The 15,145-nt window shown below is 72.9% G+C and carries 10 protein-coding genes and 2 pseudogenes; 3 read left to right on the forward strand and 9 right to left on the reverse strand.

The genetic code is table 11. The features are described 5' to 3' along the window. The 7 genes and pseudogenes from ACTWQE_RS30785 to ACTWQE_RS30815 form a co-directional block, all read right to left on the reverse strand. Positions 1-2,523: pseudogene (locus ACTWQE_RS30785) on the reverse strand (hypothetical protein); the annotation flags it as partial. 43 nt (positions 2,524-2,566) lie between these two features. Beyond that, on the reverse strand, positions 2,567-3,532 hold the full coding sequence (locus tag ACTWQE_RS30790; RefSeq protein WP_443332371.1) for a hypothetical protein: 966 nt from the start codon (positions 3,530-3,532) through the stop codon (positions 2,567-2,569). 121 nt (positions 3,533-3,653) lie between these two features. Continuing rightward, positions 3,654-5,177, reverse strand: a complete 1,524-nt coding sequence (locus ACTWQE_RS30795; RefSeq protein ID WP_443332372.1) for a hypothetical protein — start codon at positions 5,175-5,177, stop codon at positions 3,654-3,656. 193 nt (positions 5,178-5,370) lie between these two features. Beyond that, positions 5,371-6,015 carry a pyroglutamyl-peptidase I gene (gene pcp, locus ACTWQE_RS30800; protein ID WP_443332380.1) on the reverse strand — a complete coding sequence of 215 codons (645 nt, stop codon included), beginning with the start codon at positions 6,013-6,015 and terminating at the stop codon, positions 5,371-5,373. An 8-nt stretch (positions 6,016-6,023) separates the two neighbouring features. After that, positions 6,024-6,275, reverse strand: a pseudogene (locus ACTWQE_RS30805) (5-oxoproline transporter, DUF979 family subunit); the annotation flags it as partial. Then, the gene (locus tag ACTWQE_RS30810; protein ID WP_443332373.1) at positions 6,245-6,562 is read right to left on the reverse strand and encodes a 5-oxoproline transporter, DUF969 family subunit; all 318 of its coding nucleotides are present in this window, start codon (positions 6,560-6,562) and stop codon (positions 6,245-6,247) included. The gene ACTWQE_RS30810 and the pseudogene ACTWQE_RS30805, both read right to left, overlap by 31 nt. Before the next feature lie 112 nt (positions 6,563-6,674). Beyond that, on the reverse strand, positions 6,675-7,388 hold the full coding sequence (locus ACTWQE_RS30815; protein WP_443332374.1) for a GntR family transcriptional regulator: 714 nt from the start codon (positions 7,386-7,388) through the stop codon (positions 6,675-6,677). A gap of 228 nt (positions 7,389-7,616) precedes the next feature. On the opposite strand from ACTWQE_RS30815, the gene ACTWQE_RS30820 reads away from it, so the two are divergent. The 3 genes from ACTWQE_RS30820 to ACTWQE_RS30830 are packed head-to-tail and all read left to right on the forward strand — an operon-like array spanning position 7,617 to position 10,137. Then, positions 7,617-8,381, forward strand: coding sequence for a LamB/YcsF family protein (locus tag ACTWQE_RS30820; RefSeq protein WP_443332375.1), 765 nt, complete (start codon positions 7,617-7,619; stop codon positions 8,379-8,381). Continuing rightward, positions 8,378-9,253 (forward strand): 5-oxoprolinase subunit PxpB, encoded by an 876-nt coding sequence (pxpB, locus tag ACTWQE_RS30825; protein WP_443332376.1) that lies wholly within the window; start codon positions 8,378-8,380, stop codon positions 9,251-9,253. Before ACTWQE_RS30820 ends, pxpB begins: the two co-directional genes overlap by 4 nt. Further along, entirely contained in the window at positions 9,253-10,137 is an 885-nt protein-coding gene (locus ACTWQE_RS30830) for a biotin-dependent carboxyltransferase family protein (RefSeq protein WP_443332377.1), read from the forward strand. Before pxpB ends, ACTWQE_RS30830 begins: the two co-directional genes overlap by 1 nt. A gap of 162 nt (positions 10,138-10,299) precedes the next feature. On the opposite strand, the gene ACTWQE_RS30835 is transcribed toward ACTWQE_RS30830, so the two are convergent. Together ACTWQE_RS30835 and ACTWQE_RS30840 are read right to left on the reverse strand one after the other, a co-directional pair. Continuing rightward, positions 10,300-13,905, reverse strand: coding sequence for a hydantoinase B/oxoprolinase family protein (locus ACTWQE_RS30835; protein ID WP_443332378.1), 3,606 nt, complete (start codon positions 13,903-13,905; stop codon positions 10,300-10,302). Between the two features lie 240 nt (positions 13,906-14,145). After that, positions 14,146-14,754 carry a helix-turn-helix domain-containing protein gene (locus tag ACTWQE_RS30840; RefSeq protein ID WP_443332379.1) on the reverse strand — a complete coding sequence of 203 codons (609 nt, stop codon included), beginning with the start codon at positions 14,752-14,754 and terminating at the stop codon, positions 14,146-14,148. Positions 14,755-15,145 lie beyond the last annotated feature (391 nt).

Below are 15,145 nucleotides of genomic sequence, written 5' to 3' on the forward strand. Positions count from 1 at the left end.
CTCGTCGAGCATGTCGCGGAGGGCTTCGGCGCTGCGGTCCAACTCCTCGGCGGTGAGGGGTTCCTCGGCGGCGGAACGGCCCGGGGCCGAGGCGGCGACGTCGTACGCCACCGGGGAGGCGTCAGGGCTGGACAGGCCGGACGACGCCGCAGGGCCGGGCGGTGCGGCAGGGCCGGGCGGTGCGGCAGGGCCGGACGGACCGGGCGGTGCGGCGAGGTCGCCGTCCGGGGGAGACGCCGTGCCGCCGCCGTCCCGCACGGACGCTCCAGTCCCCGGGCCCCGTACCGCGTCGCCGGCCGCGGAGAGGTCATCGGGGTGCTCGTCCCCGCCCGCACCGCTCGCCGCGTCGGTCGGGGATGCCGGACCGGGCCGTGCCCCGGTGTACGACGCGTGGTCACCTGCCACGGCCCCGCCGTGGGTGCCGGCGGTGGAACCGCTCGTGCCGCCCGTGAACAGGTTGCTGTCCGCCGTGGGTTGCTCGGGGAGCCGGTCGGCGGGCAGCACCTCGCTCACGCTGCCCGGTGCCATGCCGTCGGTCGCCGTATGGGCCGGTGCTCCCCCGGCGGACGGCTGCCCGGTGGTGCGGCGGGCCGGAGAGGCGGCGTCCGGACCCGTACCCGCGTCGGCCCGGCGGGGCCGGGGTACCTCCGCCCCTGGAAGGCTGAGCAGTTCGGCCAGGCGCGCGTCGGCGCCGATGGAGTCCGCCTGGCGGCGCTCCGCCCCATAGGCGGACTCCGCGGCCTGGGCCGCGTCCGCGGCGCGGGCCGCGGCGAGTTCGGCACGGGACTCCGAGGCGGCGGCTTCCCTGGCGCGGTCGGCGGTCCCCGCGGCAGTGTCGCGGGCGGTTTCCCAGGCGGCTGCCGCGGATTTCTCCGCGTCTCCGGCGGCCAAGGCGGCGCGCGCCGGATCCGCGTCCGGGGCGGTGGGGCCACCTCCCTGCGACGGCTGGGGGACGTCGAGCCAGCCGGCCCGTACGGCCTCGGCCGTCTCCTGCTCGACCTCGGCGAGCCTCTGGCGCAGATGCTGGGTCTCGCTGCGGGCGCGTTGCGCCTCGGTGGCGGCGGCCGTGGCATCACGGTGTGCCGCTTCCCCCTCCGCCTGGAGGGCGCTGGAACGCTCTTCCTCCTCAGCCGCGACCCGCTCGCCGTCCTCCGCGGCCGCGTGCAGAGCCCGTACGAGCTCGGCAGCGGCCGTGGCGCGGGCCGCGAGCGCGGGAGCGGCGTCACGCTCGGCTTCGCGGATGGCGGCGGCGACCCGCGCGGAGCGGTCGGCGGCGGCGCGGTGCCGCAGCACCGCCTCGGCGGCCTGCCAGGCGGACAGCAGGGTCCGGGCCTCGCCGAGTTCGCGGCGCTGTGCGGCAGCGGCCTTCTCCCCCGCCGCGAGGGCCAAAGAGGCATGGCGGTAGGCGAGTTCGGCCCCGATCAGCGCGCTGCGGCCACGCGCTTCCTCAGCCTGTGTGACGCTCCGCGCGGCGGCCGTGACCTGCTGGGTGAGGTCCGCCGCGCGGCCCCGCTCCTCCCCGGCGCGGGCCGAGAGCCGCCGGGCGAGCGTACGGGTACGGCGTTCGGCCCTGGCGTGCACATCCCGCGCCCGCTCGCGCTCGGCGGTGGCCTCGACGATCCGGCCGAGGAGGTCGACCGATGCCGCGGTGAAGTCCCGTTCGGCCATCAGTTCGGCCCGTCGGCCCAGCTTGTGGGCGAAGCCGTGGACGAGGTCGGCGAGTCCGTCGGTGTCGCGGGTGTCGGTGACGGCACGCAGCAGCAGATCGGTGAAGTCCGAGTCGTTCTTGACCGCGAAGAGACCGGCGGCCTCGCCCTCGTCAGCGTTCATCTCCCGCTGGTACCGGAAGAGTTCGGGGTCCAGACCCAGCTCGCCCAGGTGTTCGTTCCAGCGTTCGTGGATCTCCTCCCACACCACGTCGAGGTTCGGATAGGCCTTGCCCGCCTCGGTGATGGCGTCGCGGAAGCCCTTCATCGTACGGCGGCGGCCCTGTGCACCGGAGGCGCCCTCGACCGGGGCGCGTACGGCGGTGGACTCGGCGACCGGCAGCGAGTCCAGGCTCATACCGGGCCCGGGGCGGAAGGAGTACCAGGCCTCGGCGAACTTCCGCGGGTCGCCCGAGACCTGGCGCCCGCGCCACTCGCTGACCTTGCCGACGACCACGCACTCGCCGGTGACGGTGTGCTGCCACTCCAGGGCGACATGCCCGCAGTCGTCGGCCAGCAGGAACTTGCGCAGCACGCCGGAGCTCGCCCCGCCCAGGGTGTTGCGGTGGCCGGGCAGCATGACCGAGAAGATCAGTTTGAGGAGTACGGACTTGCCGCCGCCGTTCTCCAGGAAGAGCACGCCCGCGGGGGCGGGACGGCGCGGCGGGCCGGTGGGCTCGTCCTCGAAGAAGTCCGCCTGCGTCGGCGCCGGGTTGGTCACCGGCTCGCCCACACCGCGCAGGTCCAGCACGGTGTCGGCATAGCGCGCACCGGCGGGCCCGATGGAGTAGAGGCGGACCCGGGACAGCTCGTACATGGCGGCGGACTCTCGTTGTATGCGGGGTGTGCGGGGCGGGTGGTCAGGAGTGGAACGGCAGGCCGGCGTCCGCGGCCAGGTCGAGGTCGTCGGTGTCGTCCGGGGGAAGCAGGGTCGCGGAGCCGTCGCTCACGGGCACGACGCCGAGCTCCAGCAGCTCGACCATGGCGGCGCTGCCGGCCAGGTCGCGGACCTGCAACTGGTAGCGCGCGGTGGTGCGGTAGGCGCCTCCCGCGTCGTCGCCGGTGCGCTGCAGAAAGCCGGAGTCGGTGAGGAAGGCGACGGCCTTGCCGACGATGCCGGTGGTCGAACCGGCCAGTCTCCGGGCGTCCTTGGTGGCACCGGTGGCGCTGCGCCGGGCGTAGACCCGCCAGGCCGCCTCGAGCCCGGGGGCTCCGCTCGCGGGGTCGGTGTTCTCCCCCTGCTGCCCGGCACGCTCCTCGAGGCGGCGGCAGGCCTGGCGTACGAATGCCTCGACACCGTTGACGGTGATCCGGCCGATGTAGCCGTCGTCGGCGAGGTCCTCCGGGCGGGGAAAGGCCATGGCCGCGACGGCGAGGTGGGCGAGCCCGTGCAGAAACCGGTCGGCGGAGTCCGAGGAGGCGCGGCGGGCGTAGTCGCCCATGCGGACCGCGAAGACCGAGTCCTCGGCGGCCGCCACGGCCATCCCCGCCCGTGTGGACACCTCGAGGACCACGAGGCCGAGTCCGGCGGCGATCGCGTCCGCGAGCCGCGCGAAGGCCGGGTCGTCGCGGTGGCGCCGCAGGAGCTCGGCGTAGTCGGCGTCCCGGGCGGGCTGCAGCTTGGGCTGCAGCCCGAAGGCGACGAGCCGCGCGGCGTCGGAGGCATCGGCGGAGGTGATCCCGCCGACGGCCCCGGTGGACCCGTTCGAGCCCGGCATCGCATACGTCCCGGCTCCGGGCAGCACTCCGCCGCCCGGCTCCGGCGGCTCACCCACGGCGGACGAGAGGTCGTGCTGAGCCGTCTCGTCGGCGTCGTACTCGGTCATGGGTGCGGCTCCTTGCAGCGGGCGGTCTCGAGAAGGTTCCTCCGGCGCCACGGCCAGCGGTTCCCACGACGCGGACCGGCAGCCGTGGCCGGGGCCACCTCATGTCGGCATGACAGCCGCACTAGGCCGCCTCCGTCCGGTCCGCGGCCATTCCGGCCGCGTCGAGGAGGGCCGTGCCGACGATGAGGTCGGCCCCGCCGAACTCCGGGTCGTCGAGCTCGGTGCCGTCGTCGACCGCGAACAGCAGCCGCGGCTCGCCCTGCCGGTAGGCGGTGCCTACCGGCGGGCTGGCGGCGTGCACGGCCAGCAGGGCGACCAGATACGGGAGTTCGGGGTCCTGGCCGCGGGCATCCGCGAGCAGTCCGGACAGCCGGCGCGGCGCGTCCGCCGGAAGGTCGAGGAGCTCCATCGCCGAAGCCAGCTGCTCCTCGCTGAAGCGGCTGTCGTCGGGGGTGGCGACGAGGTCCGGTTCGGGCATCTCGGCGCCCAGGTGTTCGCGTTCGACCGGAGGGGTCAGCAACAGCTCCACCAGATCGCCGACCCGTACGGCGGCCGGGGTCCGCAGGCCCGTGCCCCGGGCGAAGAAGGCGTCGGTGACCCGGGTGGCCCGCTCGACCGCCAACGGCAGTACGGGCGCGACGAGCTGCCCGTAGAGGTCGAGGCCCGCCCGGGCGGTGGGGGTGGCGAACGCCTGCCGGTCCTGCTCGGCGCGGAAGAGCGGCCCGGCCTCGAGCAGCCGCGACTGGAGCTGCGTGTGGCGGCGGATGCAGTCCTTGACGATGTCGACCAACTCGGCGGCGCGGCGCTTGTGGCCGGCGTCCTCGGCCTCGTCGCGGGCGCGGCGGATATTGGTCAGGATCGCGTTCTCGTGGCGGTAGCGGTCGGCCACATGGTCGAGCGCTTCGGCGATCATGTCCGGCACGGTGCGCAGCCAGTCGACGGCCCGGACATTGCGCCGGGTGGCGTCGAGCGTTCTGCGGAGCGTCTCGGCGTACTGGACGGTGCGGTAGCGGGCCTGCTCGGCGGCGAGCTGGGCGTCGGCCAGCCTGCCGCGGCTGATGAGCACCTCCAGCTTCACCTCGGCGGCGATCTGCGCGCTGGTCACATCGGTGTCGAGGGCGCCGACCAGGACATTGACCGCTTCGTCCGTGGTGCGCAGATACACACTGCCACCGGGCCCGGGCACCTCCTCGACCAGTTTGAAGTCGTAGTCGCGCCGGACGTAGGCGCCGTCCGGACCGAAAGTGCCGTAGACGGCGCGGAATCCGCGGTCCACGCTGCCGACGTTGATGAGGTTCTCCAGCACCCACCGGGCCACCCGCTCATGCTCGGCCGCGGGGCGGTCCGGGGCCTGGGCCGCGACCCGCGGCAGCAGTCGGGCCACTATCTGCTCATGGTCGGCTCCGGTGTCGAAGTCCATGGTGAGCGTGACGAGGTCGATAGCGGCAAGCGCGACCTCCGCCATCGCGTAGACCGTGTACTCACCCGCGAGGTTGGCCTTGCGCACATCCAGGTCGTGCAGCGGTGCGGTGCAGGCGAGGGCGCGCAGCCGCCGGGCCAGCCCCTCGTCGGCGGCCGGCCCCGGGGCAGGGCGCGGCCCCGCGCTGAGCTGGGGCGGAGCGGAGTCCGAGGCGTGCGAAGTCACGACGGACAGATTAGGTCCTCGGACTGACAACGGCCCAAACGGCACGGACCGGGGCCTTCGGTCCCGCCGGAGGGCGCCACCCGGACCTGCCCCGCCCCCTACGAGACCAATACATCCGCTACATAAGAGACATTGGCGCAGGCCTCATACTCTCTGGCACGCGACCCGCTATGACACCATTCGAGCATTTCGCTCAATGAAGGGCCCCTTCGGCGATCCGCAGATCGGTGGTGGTGTTCACCGCCGTGGCCAGGATCGTCCGCAGGCCCAGCGCGGCCGAGGCGACGGCCATCGACGGTTCGTCCCGGTCCACGACCTGTTCCGGGGCGTACGGGACATGGACGAAGCCGCCGCGCAGTGCGGGCCGCCGGGTGGCGATGAGATGGGCCAGTCCGTAGAAGACGTGGTTGCACACAAAGGTGCCGGCCGTCTGGGATACGACGGCGGGGAGCCCTGCCGCACGTACCGCGGCCACGCATGCCTTGACCGGCAGGCCGGTGAAGTAGGCGGCGGGCCCGCCGTCCACAATCGGTTCGTCCACGGGCCGGCGGCCCGCGTTGTCGGGGATCCGGGCGTCGTCGAGGTTGATCGCCACGCGCTCGACGGCGATGTCCGGGCGGCCCCCCGCCTGCCCCACGCACAGCACGAGGCCGGGCTCCGTGCGGTCCACCGCCGCCCGTAGTTCCTCCAGTGCCGTGCCGAAGACGCAGCTCAGCCGGGCGGCCGTCACCTCCGTGCCGGGCGGCGGATCGGCGGCGACCAGGGACACGGCCTGCCAGGACGGGTTGACGTCCTGGCCGCCGAAGGGTTCGAAACCGGTGAGGAGCACCCGGGTCACAGGAGCTGTCACAGGGGGCCTCCCCAGAAGGCGAAGAGCGACATGATGGCGGCATTGCAGGCCAGCAGCGCACCCGCCGTGGGAGTCTGCGCCTTGATCGGCCCGTACCGGTCCTTGAGTTCGAGCAGCGCGGCAGGCACCAGGTTGACGTTGGCCGCCATGGGCGTGACGAGGGTGCCGCAGAAACCGGCCGGCATCCCGATGGCGAGGACGACCGCCGGCGCCCCGTTCATCTGCTCGACGAGTACGGGCCGGCCGACCGGCCGGTGGTGAGCTTTCCGAGCCTGCCGATCAGAGTGCGGGCCTGTTCCCGCAGCCCGGCGCGCTCCAGCAGGCCGATGACCGGAAGGGTGATGACCGGAAGGGTGATAACGAAGACCGTCACCGCGCTGGAGGCGAAGCCGTCACCGAAGGCCGCGAGGACCTCGCGCGGCGAGAGCTTGCCCAGCAGACCGGTGACGATTCCGGCGACCCCCACCACCGGCAAGGGATTGCGTCGCGTGGCGAATCCGAGGATCACCACGAGGACGCCAAGGAGAACGATCATGCGCCCCGCCCCTTCCGCACACAGGACCCCACGGGGACGTGAGGAGATTGCCGGGAGGCTAGAGGATCGTTCTACGATCCGACAAGAGGGCGGTCCTGGGGATCCGTCGACGTCACATCTCCGCGACCCGCCGGGAATACGCCTCGGACAACTGCCGCCGCGAATCCTCCAGATATGCGGCGAGCGTCCGCTCCGCCCGCGCCACCTCACCTGCCTGCAGCGCCGCCAGGATCTGCCGGTTCCGGGCCAGATACGGCTCGTAGAAGCGGCGCGGGTCCTCCATCGCATGGAAGACCAAACGGAGTTCGGCCAGCACACCGCGCATCAGCTCGTCGGTGCGCGGACTCTCGGCCAGGGCGACGATCGCCTGGTGGAAGCGGATATTGGCGGTGGACAAATCCTGCCAAGCCAGTTCATCAGCCGCTTTTTCCCCTGCGGCGAGCGCGGCCTCGAGAGCGTCCAGACGGAAGGGCGGATCTCCCAGCCCGCGCACGGCCGCACACTCGACCAGCGTCCGCACCCGGTAGATGTCCAGCAGGTCCTCGAGCGTCACCACACGCACGAAGACACCGCGGTTGAGCTCGTGCACCAGCAGGCGCTCATGGGTGAGCAGCCGGAACGCCTCCCGGAGGGTGTTACGCGAGACCCCGAGCGCCCCGCCGATACTCTCCTCCGAGAGCCGGATGCCAGGCGGGAAGTACCCCTCGGCGATCCGGTCCCGGAGGATGGCCGCGACCCGCTCCGCGGTACTCGTACGCCCCAACAGCGCCCGGTCCTCCTCCAGACCGGCCGCCTCCACGAGCCGGCGCTCGTCCCCGTTGGCCACGGCGCACCTCCCTTTCACCCTGATCAGCTGCTTGCGACAGCAGGAGTCAATCCCAGTACCGAGGCCGGGACAACACCTCTTGTGGGATCGTTCAACGATCCCTTACGGTGTCCGGACGCTCGGCGAACTCCGGCGCGAGCCGGCCCGGCACGGCCGCTGAGCACCGCGCCACCCACGACCACCGAGGCAACGCGCCATCGTCCCGAGGAACTTGAGGAACGGACCTGTATGAGCGATGCGGTGATCGACCTCAACGCCGACCTCGGCGAGGGGTTCGGCCGATGGAGTCTCACCGACGACGACGGCCTGCTCTCCGTCGTCACCAGCGCCAACGTGGCATGCGGCTTCCACGCCGGCGATCCCACGACCATGCGCCGGGTGTGTGCGCTGGCGGCCGAGCGCGGTGTGAGCATCGGCGCCCAGGTCTCCTACCGCGACCTCGCCGGATTCGGCCGCCGCCCGATGGATGTGCCGCCCGAGGAACTCGCGGACGAAATCGCCTACCAGATCGGCGCACTGGACGTCTTCGCCCGCGCGGCGGGGGCCCGCGTGAGCTACGTCAAACCGCACGGAGCCCTGTACAACCGCGTCGCCGTCGACGAGGAGCAGGCGACGGCGGTGGTCGAGGGCATCCAACTCACCGGTGCCGATCTGCCCGTACTCGGGCTCCCCGGCTCCCGGCTGCACGCGGTCGCCGAGCGGGCCGGGCTGCCGGTCGTCCCCGAGGCGTTCGCCGACCGCGCCTATACCGCCGACGGCACACTCGTTCCCCGCCGGCTTCCCGGCGCCGTCGTCAGCGATCCGGCGACGGTGGTCGGACGCTCCGTACGCCTCGCCCTCAAAGGCGAGGTGAGCGCCCTCGACGGGGAGCACGTCGGCATCCGTGCCCGCTCGCTGTGTCTGCACGGCGATACGCCGGGGGCGACGGAGCTGGCCCGCGCGGTCCGTAAGGAACTGGAGGCCGCCGGGGTACGCGTGGAGCGCTTCGTATGAGCGCACCTCCCCCACCGAGCGCCTTTCCCCCGCCGAGCGCGCCTCCCCCGCCGAGCGCGCCTCCCCAGCCGTCGCCGCGGATACGGGTCATACCGGCCGGTGGGCACGGGCTGCTCATCGAACTCGGCAGCGGAGAGGAAGCCGAGGCGCTCCACGCCGAACTGCTGCGCCGCCGCGCCCTGGACGCCCTGCCGTCCACACGCGAGATCGTGCCTGCGGCACGGACCGTTCTGGTCAGCGGGCTCGCCGACCCCGGTGCGTTCGCCGCCGAGCTGGCGGGGTGGCGGATCCCCCCGCTCACCCGCCACCGGGAGGCGGCGGTGGAGATCTCCGTGCGCTACGACGGGCCCGACCTCGCCTCGGTCGCGGCCCAGTGGGGCGTCACGGAGACCGAGGTCGCCCGTATACACTCCGGCACCGAATTCCGGGTCGCCTTCTGCGGGTTCGCGCCCGGATTCGGCTACCTCACGGGACTGCCCGAACACTGCCACGTACCGCGCCATGCCACCCCTCGGACCAGGGTTCCGGCCGGTTCGGTCGGCCTCGCGGGGCCGTACACCGGTGTCTATCCGCGCTCCTCGCCCGGCGGCTGGCAGCTGATCGGGACGACGGACGCCGTGCTGTGGGACCCGGAGCGCGAGCCGGCCGCGCTCCTCGCACCGGGCACCCGGGTCCGTTTCGTCCCGGAGCGGGAAGCCGAGTACGCGCCCCCGCCCGCACCGCGGTCCGCACCGGAGGAGGTCTGCAAGGCGGCACCGGAGCCTGGGGCCGTACCGGAGCCTGAGCCCGGGGCCGTACCGGAGGACGCCTCCGAGGCGGACCGTGAGTCCCGGCCCGGGGCCGTACCGGCGCACGTTTCCGAGGGCTCCTGATGACGGACCGTGAGCTGGAGGTCGTGGATCCGGGCGCCCTGACAACCCTTCAGGACCTGGGGCGGCCCGGACACGCACATCTGGGGGTGAGCCGCGCCGGCGCGCTCGACCGCGGGGCGCACCGGCTGGCCAACCGGCTCCTGGGCAATCCCCCCGGCGCAGCCACCCTCGAGACCACGGTCACCGGCTGCGCCGTACGCACCCGCGGCCCCGTCACGGTCGCGGTCACCGGCGCACCGTGTCCGGTCACCGTCGACGGACGGCCGGTGGCCTGGGGAGCGGCGGTACGGGTTCCGGGCGGCGCTGTCCTCAAGGCCGGGGCGGCGACCCACGGGCTGCGCAGCTATCTGGCGTTCGCGGGCGGTATCGCCGTGGAGCCGGTACTCGGGAGCCGTTCGGCCGACCTGCTCTCCGGTCTCGGTCCGGCGCCACTGGCCGCGGGCACCGTCCTGCCACTGAGCGAGACGGGCGGACCAACGGGCGGACCAGTGGTGGCGGGCACGGACGTCGTGCCCTGGGAGGCCTCGCCGAGGGAACTGGTACTGCCCGTACTCCTCGGGCCGCGCGACGACTGGTTCACCCCGGCCGCCCTGCACACGCTCGCCACCGGCGACTACCAGGTCTCGTCCGCGAGCAACCGCATCGGGCTGCGGACCGTCGGCCCGCCGCTCGAGCGGTCCAGGGACGGCGAACTCCCCAGCGAGGGCATGATGTGGGGGGCGGTGCAGGTGCCTCCCAACGGCCGCCCCGTCGTGTTCCTGGCCGATCACCCGACCACGGGCGGGTATCCGGTGATCGGCGTGGTGCCGGAGAGCCGTCTGGATGCCGCGGCTCAGGCCGCTCCGGGTACACCGGTCCGCTTCCTGCCGCTCCGTCCCCGCTGAGCGGCCTCGCGGCCCGGCCTCCGGCGGGACCGGGCAGGCGACGAACCCATCCCAAGGGCGGCCCGGATGGCGCTCCGCGGCAGGCCGGCCTCCGGGCGCCGCACGGGCAGGTGCCGGTCCGTGTACCGACGCTGGATCTGCTGAGCCGGCCCAGCGGCCGCCTCACTCCGTGTCAGGGCTGCCGAAGCCGCCGCCACCCGGGGTCCGTACGACCAGGACGTCCCCGGGCCCGACCTCGGCGGTGTCGCAGCCTCCGAGCGGCGTCGCGGCCCCGTCCACCCGCTCGACCACGTTGGTGCCGAGGGCCCCCGGCTCGCCGCCCGCCATGCCGTACGGCGGCACTCTCCGGTGGCCGGACAGCACCGCCACGGTCATCGGTTCCAGGAAGCGGATGCGGCGGGTGACACCGCATCCCCCGTGCCACCGGCCGCGCCCGCCGCTGCCCTCCCGCACCGAGAAGTCCTCCACCCGCACGGGATAGCGCCACTCGAGCACCTCGGGGTCGGTCAGCCGGGAGTTGGTCATATGGGTCTGTACGGCGTCCGCCCCGTCGAAGCCGTCACCGGCGCCCGAACCGCTCGCCACGGTCTCGTAGTACTGCACACGCTCATTGCCGAAGGTGACGTTGTTCATGGTGCCGGAGCCCTCGGCCTGGACGCCGAGCGCGGCGTACAGCGCGCCCGTCACCGCCTGCGAGGTCTCGACGTTCCCCGCGACCGTCGCCGCGGGATAGGAGGGCGCGAGCATCGACCCCTCGGGGATGCGGACCTCGAGGGGCTTCAGACAGCCGCTGTTGAGCGGGATGTCCTCGGCGACGAGCGTGCGGAAGACATAGAGCACGGCGGCCATCACCACGGAACTGGGCGCGTTGGCGTTGCCCGGTTGCTGCGGGGATGTGCCGGAGAAGTCCAGGACGGCGCTGCGGTTGTCGCGATCGACGCGCAGCGCGACCTGGATGACCGCACCACTGTCCGTTTCATAGCGGTACGCCCCGTCGTCGAGGCCGGCGACGATCCGGCGGACGGATTCCTCGGCATTGTTCTGGACGTGCCGCATATACGCCTGGACCACATCCAGTCCGAACTGATCGATCATCCGGCGCAGTTCGGAGATGCCCTTCTCGTTGGCGGCGATCTGGGCGCGCAGGTCGGCGAGGTTGGCGTCCGGGGCGCGGGAAGGGTGGGGCCCGGTGGTGAGCAGCTCCCGCGTCTCCCGCTCGCGGAGCCGCCCGTCCCGTACGAGGAGCCAGTTGTCGAAGAGGATGCCCTCCTCCTCGATGGTCCGGCTGAACGCGGGCATCGAGCCGGGGGTGATCCCGCCGATCTCGGCGTGGTGGCCGCGTGAGGCCACCAGGAACAGCAGGTTCTCCCCCTCCGCGTCGAAGACGGGGGTGACCACGGTGACATCGGGCAGATGCGTGCCGCCGTGGTACGGGTCGTTGATCGCGTAGACGTCGCCCGGCCGCATCGTTCCCTCATTACGCCGCAGCACCTCCTTGATGGACTCCCCCATCGAGCCGAGGTGCACCGGGATGTGGGGGGCGTTGGCGATGAGGTTGCCCGTCGCGTCGAAGAGGGCGCAGGAGAAGTCGAGACGCTCCTTGATGTTGACGGAGTGGGCGGTGTTCTCCAGGCGCAGGCCCATCTGTTCGGCGATGGCCATGAAGAGGCTGTTGAACACCTCCAGCATCACGGGGTCGACATCGGTGCCGACCGCGACGGTGCCCGGCCTCGGCCGGACACGGGTGAGCAGCAGATGGCCGTGCTCCCCCGCGGCCGCCCGCCACCCGGGGTCGACGACGGTGGTCGCGTCCTCCTCGGCGATGACGGCGGGCCCCTCGATGGTGTCGCCGGGGCGCAGACCGGTGCGTTCATAGAGGTCCGTGTCCTCCCAGCGGTTCCCGGTGAACATCCCCACGGTCGCGACCGCGCCCGGGCCGCCGTTCCGTGGCGCCTGCGGGACGGCGTAGCCGCCGCTCTCGCCCGCCGCACCCACGGCCTCGACGGACACCGCCTCGGCGACCAGGGGTTTGTCCATGGTGAACGCGTAGCGGGCGCGGTGGGCCCGTACGAATTCCTCGCGCATCGCGGCGACGGTGTCCAGCGATACGGGGATGCCCGCGTCGGTGCCCGCGTAGCGCAGGATCACGCGCGCGGATGTGCTCACGGTCTCCTCCGGGACGCCGTCCGCGAGCAGTTCGGCACGGGTCTGTCCGGCCAGCCGGTCGCACAGGTCCCCGATCCGGTCCATGGTGGTCTCGCCCAGCTCGGCCTCGACCGCCTGTTCACGCATGGCGGTGGCGTCGGCCACGCCGATGCCGTACGCGGACAGCACACCGGCGAGCGGCGGGACGATCACGGTGTTGACGCCGAGGGCGTCGGCCACGGCACACGCGTGCTGGCCTCCCGCACCACCGAAGCTGGTGAGGGCGTAGCGGGTGACGTCGTGACCACGCTGCACCGAGATCTTCTTCACCGCGTTCGCCATGTTGAGGACGGCGATGTCGAGGAACCCCGCCGCGACTTCCTCGGGGGTGCGGTGGTCACCGGCCGCGGCCGCGGTCTCCTCCGCCAGTTCGGCGAACTTCCGGCGGACCGTCTCCGCGTCGAGCCGCTGGTCGCCGCCGGGCCCGAAGACCGCCGGGAAATGGGCGGGCTGGACGCGTCCGGTCATCACGTTGGCGTCCGTCACGGTCAGCGGGCCACCGGCCCGGTAGCAGGCGGGGCCCGGGACGGCTCCGGCGGAGTCGGGTCCCACCCGGTAGCGACGCCCGTCGAAGTGCAGGACCGATCCGCCGCCCGCCGCGACGGTGTGGATGTTCATCATGGGGGCGCGCATCCGGACACCGGCGACCTCGGTGCCGAAGACCCGCTCGAACCCGCCCGCGTAGTGGGAGACATCGGTCGAGGTGCCGCCCATGTCGAAGCCGATGACCCGGTCGTATCCCGCCTCGGCCGCGGAGCGCACCATGCCGACCACACCGCCGGCGGGACCGGAGAGCACCGCGTCCTTGCCCCGGAAGTGGGCGGCCTCCCGCAGTCCGCCGTTGGACTGCATGAACATCAGCCGGGTGCCGCGCAGCTCCTGGGCCACCCCGTCGACGTACCGACGCAGGATCGGTGAGAGATAGGCATCCACGACCGTGGTGTCGCCCCGCGGGACGAGTTTCATGAGCGGGCTGACCTCATGCGAGCAGGCGACCTGGGTGAAGCCGAGCCGGGTGGCGGCCTCCCCCACCGCCGCCTCGTGAGCGGTGTGGCGGTAGCCGTGGAGCAGGACGACGGCGACGCTGCGGTAGCCGTCGAGCCATGCCGCGCGCAGCGCCGCCGTGACGGCGTCCAGGTCCAGCTCCCGTACGACGTCGCCGTGGGCGTCGATGCGCTCGGGCACCTCCACGACCCGTTCGTACAGCGCCTCCGGCAGCAGGATGCGGCGGTCGAACAGCCGCGGGCGGTTCTGGTAGGCGATCCGCAGCGCGTCGCGGAAGCCCTCGGTGACGACGAGAACGGTCGGCTCGCCCTTGCGTTCGAGAAGGGCGTTGGTGGCCACGGTCGTACCCATCTTGACGACCGCGATCCGCTCGGCCGGGACGGGGTCATCGGTTCCGAGGTCCAGCATGAGACGGATTCCGGCGACGGCGGCGTCCCGATAGCGCCCGGGGTTGTGCGACAGCAGCTTGCGGGTGACGAGACGGCCGTCGGGCCGCCTGCCCACCACGTCGGTGAACGTACCGCCGCGATCGATCCAGAACTCCCAGCGTCCTGTCATCCGGCCATTGTCCCAGCGTCGGCGCCGGTTCGAGGAGCGCGGCGGCAGGCGATCCGGCATGTGCCGCTGCGCTGCGACGAGGACCGATGGCCGGCCTCGAATCCCCGGACGGCGCCGGCCCACCCGGTGCCGTCGCGGGCGGCGCATGGCGCGCCGGTCGAGCCGCCATCAGCTCCACGCGGCGTCGGGGGAAGGCAGAACGGGCACGCCGCAGTCCGGCTCTTGGCCGGTCACGGCCGGTCACGGCCGGTGGGGCCGGGTCTTCCCGCCGGGTTGTGGTCTGGCCCGTACGTGCATGCGCTCGCCCTGCCGGCCGAAGAGGCTGAGGATCTCGACGGGGCCGTCGCCGGTGCTGCCGAACCAGTGCGGCAGCCGGGTCTCGAACTCCGCCACCTCCCCCGCCGCCAGAGTCAGGTCATGGTCGGCCAGGACCAGACGCAGCCGTCCGGAGAGGACGTAGAGCCACTCGTATCCCTCGTGGGTACAGGGTTCCGGTGTCCTCCGGTCGGCCGGGATGATCATTTTGAAGGTCTGCAGCGGCCCGGGGTGCCGGGTGAGGGGCAGCACGGTGTTGCCGTTCACGCGCTGCGGTGTGAGGCGGACGCGGGGGTCGCCGACCTCGGGCGCGCCGACGAGTTCGTCGAGGGGCACCTGGTGGGCCTGGGCGATGGGGAGCAGAAGTTCCAGGCTGGGGCGGCGCCGGCCGGCCTCCAGGCGGGAGAGGGTGCTCGTGGAGATGCCGGTGGCCTCGGCGAGGGTGGCCAGGGTGACACCACGCTCGGTACGCAGGCTCTTCAGGCGGGGGCCGACGTCGGCCAGGGCCCGAGCGAGGGCGGGACGGAGTTCCACGCGGCCATGAGAACACGCGCGTCCCAGAAACGGCAATGAAGATTGCCGCAACGGCGGGGAAGTCGCACGGTGCCCGTCGCGTGGGACACGACGAACCACGCCGGGCCGTACGACGTGGTGGCGGGCGGCGCCTGCCCGGCCGGGTCGCATCCACGCTGGTTAGGGCCCGGGGCCGCCGGGGGGCGGCGGTGGACGTCTGTCGCCACCGCCACCATGCCAGCCATGCACCTGTCATGCCGGGACCGTATCCGCCCCCTCCGCAGGCGGCGACGGGACGCTGTCCGTGCCCTCCACGCGGAGCACCGGGTCCCCCGGGGGTTCGTTCCCGTCCCCGGGGCCGGGACCCGGGGACGGGAACGAACCCAGGGCCGGGGCCGGGACCTGGCGCGTG

This window comes from Streptomyces sp. 8N706, from assembly GCF_052245415.1.
In the GTDB taxonomy this organism is placed as follows: domain Bacteria; phylum Actinomycetota; class Actinomycetes; order Streptomycetales; family Streptomycetaceae; genus Streptomyces.

Coding starts and splice junctions, on each gene's coding strand:
- ACTWQE_RS30790 (WP_443332371.1), bottom strand. CDS start 3,532: ATGACCGAGTACGACGCCGACGAGACGGCTCAGCACGACCTCTCGTCC.
- ACTWQE_RS30810 (WP_443332373.1), bottom strand. CDS start 6,562: ATGATCGTTCTCCTTGGCGTCCTCGTGGTGATCCTCGGATTCGCCACG.
- ACTWQE_RS30835 (WP_443332378.1), bottom strand. CDS start 13,905: ATGACAGGACGCTGGGAGTTCTGGATCGATCGCGGCGGTACGTTCACC.
- ACTWQE_RS30820 (WP_443332375.1), top strand. CDS start 7,617: ATGAGCGATGCGGTGATCGACCTCAACGCCGACCTCGGCGAGGGGTTC.
- pxpB (WP_443332376.1), top strand. CDS start 8,378: ATGAGCGCACCTCCCCCACCGAGCGCCTTTCCCCCGCCGAGCGCGCCT.
- ACTWQE_RS30830 (WP_443332377.1), top strand. CDS start 9,253: ATGACGGACCGTGAGCTGGAGGTCGTGGATCCGGGCGCCCTGACAACC.